Below are 8,925 nucleotides of genomic sequence, written 5' to 3'. Positions count from 1 at the left end.
CGTACCTGGATCGGTATGGATCGAGCCTTTCACCATCGAGCAATTCCAGGGCATCGAGAACAGCCGTGGCCTGTTTGGTACGGCTTTGACCGGCAATGGCTCGTAGTGCATCTTGTGCCGCCTGTGTTCGGTTATCTCCGGTGATGAGAACTGAGAAACAGGGATACTCCGGCGCTTGTTCCTGGAAATTCGTGCTCAGGCAAATGCCTGCCACCGTATTTACCAGATCGCGGAAATTGATCCGCTCGTGGGAGGCGATACCGGATAGATCACGTATGGATTTTCCCTTGGCCCACTCGGTGAGGGTTTTGTTGCGCCCCTGATAGGTCACCTCGAATGCGTCTGTCATATGCTTCTGCAGCCACTGAACCAGATCCCGCAGAAAGTTCGACGATTTGGATTCATAGGTGGACTTGGCGTGTCCGGAGGAGGTGGATGCCAGATCGAGCGCCGCGGCGTAGTTGCTGAGTGTGGTGCGAAATTCATCATCGGCATTCGTCAGGCGCAGGAAGACTTCATCAGCCTTCTTCTCGTCCTTAAAGTGCGGCGCTTCAAATGGCTGGATGAAATAGATATAAAAATCCCGCGGTGGAACGGCTGTAGAGCGCTCATTAGGTGCGCCGAAGAAAAGATATCCCAGACGGGCTGCCTTCCGTTCCAACCATTCCAGTTCATACTGCCAGATCTTGTAGCCGGTAGCATAGGTCTGGTCAGTACACTCCATGACCCTTCTCAGAGCTTCGTAGTAGTAGCGGTCGAGCTGAGATGTATCGAGGCTTTCAGCCCGCTTTTCAATCAATGCGTCGAAGTCATCGGTCTTCTTGAGATCGAGATAGTACTGCCGGTTGTCCGGGTTGGCGGAGATGAACTGCCCGCTGACGGTTTTATGGATTTCCCTTAAGACCGTCTCCACCTGGGAGAGCAGGTCATCGGCCGGATCGCCTCCCAACTCCTCAATTCCCGGCTGATAAAGACAGAGCGCATCCCGCAACTCCTTTGGCGTAGCCCCGAGCGTGGCATAAATGTCGCCGGTGGTGAGCCGATGCACTGACAGGGCATGGATGAGCCGCAGCGCCATGGGCTTGTAGGCCGGGCGCGTGAATGCCTGCTGAATGCGGGACTCCAGCACCTGGCTGCAATCGATGACCGCCTTAATGTCAGGCACGGCTCTGAAAGACGGATTCTCTCGGAGGTTGGTCCAATAGGTATCGTAGGCGATGAGGCCGGGCCGGTCGTCCGGCATATCCTGATCGAGCATCTTCTTCATGGCCAGGGACAGGGTCTTAAGAACTTCGCGTTTCTCAACCGCAGTCACCCGCTCAAATGTGTCGATGTAATCGGGGTGAACCGGGAAGAGGCGGACGAATTCGTCCATGCGCTCGTTCATGTGCCCGTAGAATTTGCCGAAGGGCGTCAGATACTCGCGTATCTTGGCCTGCTGCTCGCCGGTTTTTTTGAGCAATCGTTCGGCCACCACAAACTTAACGTCCTTGCGGGCGATGAGAATCTGCTCGAAGCGATCCTTCACTCGACGGATGCTGTCGGCCACGAAGGAAAACCGGGGGCTGTCAAAAATGGCTTCCTGGACGCCAGCCATGAAACGGAAACGTAGATCCTTGCAAACCTCGCCGATTTCACGCAGGAAGTTTAGGTCCAGAATGAGTTCCTGGTCCTTGCGTGTGCGCAGGTAATCGAGCAGTTCGTCCACCACAAGAAGCAGACCGTGGTCAGGGAATCCCTGATGAAATGCGGTCATCATCTCCTCGAAGGAGCGCTTGTTGTTAACCACATCGCCGGCAGAAGGAAAAGAGTAGTTCACAACACCCATCGCTGTCAGATGCTCTTCGAGCTCGGCCACAATAATGTCACGCAGGGACATGGTGGTGGCTCCGATCTCAGTACGTACCACCTTGAACTTGCCGGTAATCCGTGACGCGGCATCGGCGACTTTCGCATTGTTCAGACTGGATGCAAGTTCAGGGTTTTCGGCAAGTCCGGAGATCACCGACATAAGGTGCGATTTACCGGTGCCGTAGTTTCCGACGACAAGCAGCCCTTTATTATCAACGGGTTGATCAAACTGAAGCTGAGGAATAACGAGATTTATAAGCTTCTCAGCCATTTCATCAGAAATGACGTAGGTCTCCACAAACTGACGGGCAGCAGCGGCTTCGTCGGCATCCCGCAGCTGAACCACGGATTCGATGGGCTCAAACTGAATCAGATCACCATATTTCATAAATAAACCTCCAACCACTAATGAACACGAATAAACACGAATTTTTCTTTATTAGCGTTCATTAGCGTTAATTCACGGTTTTTCTTCATGTCGCTACCCCTGCCTGCCGGCAGGCAGGTCTGAACTTACCACCAGAAAATCACGGACCATATAGCGGCGGTACTCCGGATGGTCCGGTACGGCATAGATCATGTGGTCGCCATCAATGGAGCCGTTCCATGCAGCAACCACAGTCTTGTTACGAGAAAGTCCCTGGAGAAGCCGCAGAGGGTCCTGCTTCAGGGACACGTCAAATAAAATCTCTATATTGTCAAACAAAACAACTCCTGCCTGCGCCGAACCTTCGGCAGGCAGGTCACCGGCGATATCGTTCATGATCTCTCTCAGCAGTCGGGGAAGTTGCAACGCCCGCTGCCGCTCAGTCAGATCAAGCATCCGGCGTGACAGCTCCAGGTTGACGTTTATCAGCGGAGCACCGATGCGTTCTTGTACTTCTTTGAGTGCAGTTGTTTTCCCAGCTCCTGCCGGAGCCACGGCCAGCATGAGCCGGTGATATAATTCCGCGGCCTGTTTGATCTTCCACACAATCTGATCAGCAAGTGGCTCTGCCATTACTGTTCTTCCTTTGTATCCGGCTCTTCGGCTCGTGTTTCATCCAACCATCGGTCGATGGCCTTCTTCCGGAAACGCCAATGCCGTCCCACCTTCTGAGACGGAACCTTACCTTCCCGAACGAGCTTATAGAGTGTGGATTTCGGGATTTTCAGATATATGGAGAGCTCTTCGATGGTCAGGACATCGCCTGGCTTTTTATCCATCAGCTATACCTCTCTGACCGCAAGATAAAAATTCTTCACAATACTTCATAATGATCGATTTATATACAGTTAGTGACAGTTGCTGTCAAACATTCATTGGAAATATATGAACATAACTTTTTCCCCTGATCATATCAATTTCTGCGACTTCGTCAAAGAGTTTGCAAGAGGAAAACATATCCCGATGAATCCCATTGACAACCGCGGCCACCGATGGTAGCAAAAAATATGATTCCTATTTACAACTTTTCATGAAAGCACCAAGTTTGCAATGAAAAAAGCTGAAAAGAAAATGCCAAATGAAATTGTAGAACGATGTTCACAGCTTCGCAAAGATTTACATTACCATAACTACCGTTATTACGTCCTTGATCAGCCGGTCATTTCCGACTTCGCTTACGATGCTATGCTGCAGGAGCTGGAAGACCTGGAGAGAAAGTATCCTGAGCTGATCACCCCGGACTCTCCCACTCAGCGAGTCGGGGCTGCCCCCTTAAATAAATTCAGTCGGATAGATCACCGGCTGCCCATGTTCAGCCTTTCCAACACCTACAATACCCAGGAAATTATCGATTTTGAACAGCGTTTGCAAAAATTACTTAGTGAAGAGCAAAAAATCACCTATGTGGTGGAACCAAAACTTGATGGTCTGGCGGTGGAACTGGTGTATGAACAAGGGATATTTGTCCGTGGTTCAACCCGCGGAGACGGCCTTACCGGCGAGGATATCACCCATAATTTAAAAACCATCGGCTCCCTGCCACTCTGTTTTCTCCCCCAGTCAACGCCGTTTCCTGACCGCATTGACATCCGCGGTGAAGTCATCATGCCCCTCCAGGAGTTGGAAAATCTTAACCGCAGCCGGGCCCGGGAAAAATTGCCACTGTTTGCCAATCCCCGTAATGCCGCCGCCGGTTCCCTGCGCCAGCTGGACCCCCGGATTGCCGCCCGTCGTCATCTCGATCTTTTCTGTTATGCGGCGGGCTTTCAGGAAGGCATAGCTTTTGACAACCAATGGGAGCTCCTGTCTCAACTTGAAAAATGGGGATTGAAAGTTACAACCAACCGTTACCTGGCCCACAGCAGTAAAGAAATCATTGAACATTGCCGGGAAATCGAAATCTTACGGAACCAACTCCCGTATGAAATTGATGGAGCGGTCATCAAGGTTAACTCGCTGGCACTGCAGCGGCAACTGGGAGAAAAATCCCGCAGCCCCCGCTGGTCAATTGCCTATAAGTTCAAAGCCCAGGAGGAAACCACAAAGTTAACTGCTATTATTGTTCAAGTAGGCCGTACAGGGGCCCTGACACCGGTGGCCATCATGGAACCGGTGAGGGTGGGTGGTGTCGAAATAAGCCGGGCCACCCTCCATAATTTTGACGACCTGCAGAATAAGGACGTCCGCATCGGCGACCAGGTTGTTGTCAAACGGGCCGGCGATGTTATTCCGGAGATCGTTGCTCCAATTACAGCTCTGCGTGATGGAAGCGAAAGGCCTTTTCCACCCCCAATCCATTGTCCCGTCTGCGGTGCCCATGTAATCCGGGAACCTGAAGGAGTCATCTACCGCTGTACCGCCGGACTGGCCTGCCCGGCCCAGCTGACCGGCAGTATTTTTCATTTCGGCAGCAAACGGGCAATGGACATTGATGGTCTGGGCATCAAGCTGGTTGAACAACTGGCGGGAGAGGGAATCGTAAAAGATCTTGCCGACCTTTACACCCTAAATGCAGATATCCTGGCCGGACTTGAGCGCTGCGGAGAAAAATCGGCCCATAATCTGCTGACAGCCATTGAAGAAAGTAAACAACGTCCTTTACCCCGTTTTATTTATGGGCTCGGCATTCGTCATGTGGGAGAACATCTGGCAAAAGTGGTGGTCGATAATTTTCCTGACCTCCTGAAGTCTGGACCGCCTGACATTGACTCATTAACGGCAATTCCGGAAATCGGCCCACAGGTAGCCCAAAGTATCTATGAATTCTTCCAGGAAGAAAAAAATCTGCAGGTCATCCGGAAACTGCTGGATCATGGAGTAAACCCCAAAGCAGCAGTCAACCCCCTTGATGGTCAGCAGCCCCTGGCCGGCAAAATCTTTGTCATTACCGGCACCCTCTCACAACCCCGCACCCGATTTAAAAGCCAATTGGAGGAAGCTGGAGCCCGGGTATCCGGCACTATCAGCCAACAAACCGATTATCTGCTTGCCGGGGAAAATCCCGGCAGCAAATTAAAGCGGGCCCGGGATTTGGAAGTTATGGTTATTTCTGAAGAAGAGTTGAAAAAGCTATGAGCAAAGAAAAATCTCTGCCGCAAGAAACAAAAATTCAGGAATATGATCCTGATTTTTTTCACCGATTCGCCGACCTGAGCTACACTTGGGAAGCATGGCGCAATCCAGCCGGAAAATTCATCTACGTTTCGCCTTCATGTGAACGGATCAGCGGCTATTCTGCTGAAGAATTCTATCATGATGATAAACTGATGGAGAAGATTATCCATCCGAATCAGCTCAATAGGTGGCTGAATCACCAGCATAAAATTTTGCAAAGTGGCGAGCATGAATCCCTGGATTTTCTCATTGTCACCAAATCAGGCATTGAAAAGTGGATCAGTCATTACTGTTATACGGTCTATGCGAAAACCGGGGAACCAATAGGAATCCGCAGCAGCAATAATGAGATTACGGTCCGCAAACAAACCGAGGAAGCATTGGAAAAAGCGGCCAGGATTGATCCGTTGACCGGTCTTTTAAACCGTCGCGCTCTCATGGCCAGGATTAAAAGTGAGGAAACCCGTTTTTTACGCAGTAAACGCTCTTTCTGCCTGCTGATGGCTGATATTGATCATTTCAAGCGGGTCAATGATACCTATGGCCATGATGCCGGGGACTACATCCTGAAAGAACTGTGCCATTTGCTGACCGACAAACTACGTTTACAGGACAGCATTGGTCGCTGGGGAGGAGAAGAATTTCTTATTATGCTCCCGGAAACCGGTATTGACGGGGCGAGCTTTGTGGCGGAAAAGCTGAGAATGGTAATTCAAAACCATGATTTTCTCTACCATGAGCATCAACTGTCCATCACTGTCAGCTTTGGCATCAGTACATACAAGGACAAAATGACCATTGACAGCTGTCTCAAAAAAGCTGATGACAACCTCTATCGGGCAAAAAAGCAAGGGCGTAACCGGGTGGCTTACTGAGGGAAGAGCATACAATTATGGCTCAACTTTCTGAGTTGTTCTTGCCGACGACAGGCAGGGCTGAAAGAAACTTCTGGGGATGTTCCGGCATGGCTCTCGCTCATTCTCGCTGGCCGTCCATGGCCTGCCTGTGCGTGCCGCACGCAGACAGGCCGGTTGTGGGGCGCGCTAAAGCAATGTCCCCGATTGTCCGCCGCGAATCACGTCGTGTGATTCGTTCGGCGGCCAATACCGCCTGCCTGTCGGCAGACAGGCTATGAGCCAAGCCCGAACATCCTGCTAATATGTCCCTGGCAATGCAAGTCAGAAAGTTGAGTGAAGGAGAAATCATGAAGCCAACCGACTTCCCCAATCTCCTGAAAAAAGGAGGAACTGCTTTGCTGATCCTGCTGATCTGTTGTGGCATATCCCTGAGCGGCAACGCCGGAGAAAACAGCAAATCCTTGAAGGAAATGCAGAGCCCCTATGATTACAAGAACTATGATGCCATCATCTCCGGCAAGGCTTCCAAGCTTAAGGATGGTAGCCGGATTACAGTAAAAGGCAGTTTCACCAATAACTACTGGGATCTTTTCTGCGATATCGATGTCTACCTCACCACCATCAAAAAAGATGGCACAAAGGGAACGATAAAACGCTTCTACCTGGGAGACCTGCTGGAGGGGGAAACAGGAAAGTATGAACTTACAGTAACCCCATCGGAGCAAATTGGCAGTCTGGAACTAACCTTCATCTACGAAATCTGCTCCACCAGACATGAAACTCCGGCTGATTTTATCACCATCAATATCCACTGGCCACCCAAATGAACTTGAAGTTAAGTGCTTCACGGGTTCTTTGCCGCCAGGCAAAGGTTCCGATGAAGAAACTTATGCAAGGCAGGGAGAAAACAACTTCCTACTGATAAGGAACCAGACAGATAAAAGTCAACCCTTTAGATCCGGCCTTGAAATTGTGTTTTTCACCACCGGGGACAAAAACAACATCCCCAGGCACCAGAGAAGTATCCTGACCTTCAGCACAGACAAATCCACTACCGGAAAGGATGAATACTTCATGTTCCCAGTCATGGTCGTGGTACGGAGTCCGACCATCGGCTTCAACCTCAAAAACCCGCATGGCAAAATTTTTTGCCCCATCCGCTTCATTGATGACCCAGCGAACACTAACTCCTTCGGCCCCGTCCAGCTCCACCGGCTCTTTCTCCACCTTTGAATAATGTACATGCTTCATCATGCATTCCTTTTTTCAGTTTAGTATAGACTATAGTAGCCTTTGTTAGCTGTAATTTTCTTTAGCAACAGTCACATCTCAACTTTCTGAGTTACGCTCGGTCTGTGGGGCGCGCTAAAGCAATGTCCCCGGGAATCAGAGAAAAGTACTCATATGTAAACCACCCGTTCGCTATGCTCACTTGAGAACACAGAGAACATGAAGGAAAACATCAGGTTGTTTCTCTGTGTCCTCTGTGTTCTCAGTGGTAAAAAATTATTATGTTTTGGGTTGCGTACCTTAAGCCCGTTTTTCAATCCTATGACAACTGTTGCAGGCACCGGTTACAAATCCCCGGGAACTCAGCATCTTCAGCTGTCAACTGAACGTTATAACGCCAGCAGCGCTGGCACTTATCCCCAGTAGCCTGATGAACCACAACTTTAAACTCAGGCAACTCGTCACTGATTCCCGCTTCTCCGGTGGCCAGCTTCCTGATCTCAACCTGCGAAACAATAAAGATATCGGCTAATTGGCTGGCGTATTTTTCTAGCAAAGTCAATGTTTTACCACTGGCAGCCAGCTCCAGACGGGCATCTAAAGAGAGGCCGATAATCTTTTCCTGCCTGGAGGTTTCCAATTGTTTCAAAACCAGCTTGCGAACTTCCAGCAGTTCATCCCAGACGGCTGCCAGTCGGGGATCATTATAGTCGTCAGACAGACAGGCAAATTTATGCAGGTAGACACTGTCTTTTTCCCCAATACCGGGCATATACTGCCAGACTTCATCAGCGGTAAAAGAAAGAATCGGAGCACACATCCTCACCAGGGCATCCAGAATCAAGTACATGGTAGTCTGGGTTGAACGACGAGCGGGCGAATCAGCCTGTAAAATATAGAGCCTGTCTTTGACCACATCCAGATAAAAACCGCTTAAGACTACCACACAAAAATTATGAATAGAATGGTAAATGGTGTGAAATTCATAAGATTCATAGGCCGCCAGTACCTTTTGCTGCAATTGACAAAGCTGATGCAAGGCCCAGCGATCCAACTCTTCCAGCTCGGCATAATTTACTGTTGTGGTACCCGGATCAAAATCGTAAAGATTCGCCAGTAGAAACCTGAGGGTATTTCTAATGCGCCGATATGCTTCCACCAACCGTGAAAGAATTTCCGTGGAGATACGAATATCATCGCGATAATCCTGGGCCGCTACCCAGAGGCGCAGAATTTCCGCCCCATATTTTTTGATAACCTTATCGGGAGAAATAACGTTCCCGGCCGATTTGGACATTTTTTTACCAGCCCCATCAACCACAAAACCATGGGTCAGGACGGCTTTATAGGGCGCCCCCCCCCGGGTACCCACCGATGCCAGCAGGGAGCTGTGAAACCAACCCCGATGCTGGTCACTGCCTTCCAGGTAGAGATCAGCCGGATAAC

9 protein-coding genes are annotated in these 8,925 nt (G+C 50.1%); 4 read left to right on the top strand and 5 right to left on the bottom strand.

Going from position 1 to position 8,925, the window contains the following annotated elements; translation table 11 throughout:
- The 3 genes from U9P07_11090 to U9P07_11080 all read right to left on the bottom strand — a co-directional run.
- The coding region (locus tag U9P07_11090; GenBank protein ID MEA2109952.1) for a DUF6079 family protein at positions 1 to 2,239 on the bottom strand (2,239 nt) is incomplete at its 3' end.
- A 93-nt stretch (positions 2,240 to 2,332) separates the two neighbouring features.
- Positions 2,333 to 2,851 (bottom strand): BREX-3 system P-loop-containing protein BrxF, encoded by a 519-nt coding sequence (gene brxF, locus U9P07_11085; GenBank protein MEA2109951.1) that lies wholly within the window; start codon positions 2,849 to 2,851, stop codon positions 2,333 to 2,335.
- The gene (locus tag U9P07_11080) at positions 2,851 to 3,057 is read right to left on the bottom strand and encodes a helix-turn-helix domain-containing protein (GenBank protein ID MEA2109950.1); all 207 of its coding nucleotides are present in this window, start codon (positions 3,055 to 3,057) and stop codon (positions 2,851 to 2,853) included. The genes brxF and U9P07_11080 overlap by 1 nt, the downstream gene beginning before the upstream one ends.
- 292 nt (positions 3,058 to 3,349) lie before the next feature.
- On the opposite strand from U9P07_11080, the gene ligA reads away from it, so the two are divergent.
- From ligA to U9P07_11060, 4 genes are all read left to right on the top strand, one after another.
- On the top strand, positions 3,350 to 5,353 hold the full coding sequence (gene ligA, locus U9P07_11075) for an NAD-dependent DNA ligase LigA (GenBank protein ID MEA2109949.1): 2,004 nt from the start codon (positions 3,350 to 3,352) through the stop codon (positions 5,351 to 5,353).
- On the top strand, positions 5,350 to 6,267 hold the full coding sequence (locus U9P07_11070; GenBank protein ID MEA2109948.1) for a sensor domain-containing diguanylate cyclase: 918 nt from the start codon (positions 5,350 to 5,352) through the stop codon (positions 6,265 to 6,267). The genes ligA and U9P07_11070 overlap by 4 nt, the downstream gene beginning before the upstream one ends.
- A gap of 89 nt (positions 6,268 to 6,356) precedes the next feature.
- Positions 6,357 to 6,527 (top strand): hypothetical protein, encoded by a 171-nt coding sequence (locus tag U9P07_11065; GenBank protein ID MEA2109947.1) that lies wholly within the window; start codon positions 6,357 to 6,359, stop codon positions 6,525 to 6,527.
- Between the two features lie 69 nt (positions 6,528 to 6,596).
- Positions 6,597 to 7,076 (top strand): hypothetical protein, encoded by a 480-nt coding sequence (locus tag U9P07_11060; GenBank protein ID MEA2109946.1) that lies wholly within the window; start codon positions 6,597 to 6,599, stop codon positions 7,074 to 7,076.
- Between the two features lie 88 nt (positions 7,077 to 7,164).
- On the opposite strand, the gene U9P07_11055 is transcribed toward U9P07_11060, so the two are convergent.
- Positions 7,165 to 7,503 carry a cupin domain-containing protein gene (locus U9P07_11055; protein ID MEA2109945.1) on the bottom strand — a complete coding sequence of 113 codons (339 nt, stop codon included), beginning with the start codon at positions 7,501 to 7,503 and terminating at the stop codon, positions 7,165 to 7,167.
- A 295-nt stretch (positions 7,504 to 7,798) separates the two neighbouring features.
- A partial coding sequence (locus U9P07_11050) for a class I tRNA ligase family protein (protein ID MEA2109944.1) occupies positions 7,799 to 8,925 on the bottom strand: 1,127 nt, incomplete at its 5' end.

The organism is Pseudomonadota bacterium (genome assembly GCA_034660915.1).
In the GTDB taxonomy this organism is placed as follows: domain Bacteria; phylum Desulfobacterota; class Anaeroferrophillalia; order Anaeroferrophillales; family Anaeroferrophillaceae; genus DQWO01.
This window is presented reverse-complemented; position numbering and strand designations above follow the sequence as displayed.

Excerpts from the sequence above, each read along its gene's own strand:
- brxF (MEA2109951.1), bottom strand. The coding sequence starts at position 2,851 with ATGGCAGAGCCACTTGCTGATCAGATTGTGTGGAAGATCAAACAGGCC.
- U9P07_11080 (MEA2109950.1), bottom strand. The coding sequence starts at position 3,057 with ATGGATAAAAAGCCAGGCGATGTCCTGACCATCGAAGAGCTCTCCATA.
- ligA (MEA2109949.1), top strand. The coding sequence starts at position 3,350 with ATGCCAAATGAAATTGTAGAACGATGTTCACAGCTTCGCAAAGATTTA.
- U9P07_11070 (MEA2109948.1), top strand. The coding sequence starts at position 5,350 with ATGAGCAAAGAAAAATCTCTGCCGCAAGAAACAAAAATTCAGGAATAT.
- U9P07_11065 (MEA2109947.1), top strand. The coding sequence starts at position 6,357 with ATGGCTCTCGCTCATTCTCGCTGGCCGTCCATGGCCTGCCTGTGCGTG.
- U9P07_11060 (MEA2109946.1), top strand. The coding sequence starts at position 6,597 with ATGAAGCCAACCGACTTCCCCAATCTCCTGAAAAAAGGAGGAACTGCT.
- U9P07_11055 (MEA2109945.1), bottom strand. The coding sequence starts at position 7,503 with ATGATGAAGCATGTACATTATTCAAAGGTGGAGAAAGAGCCGGTGGAG.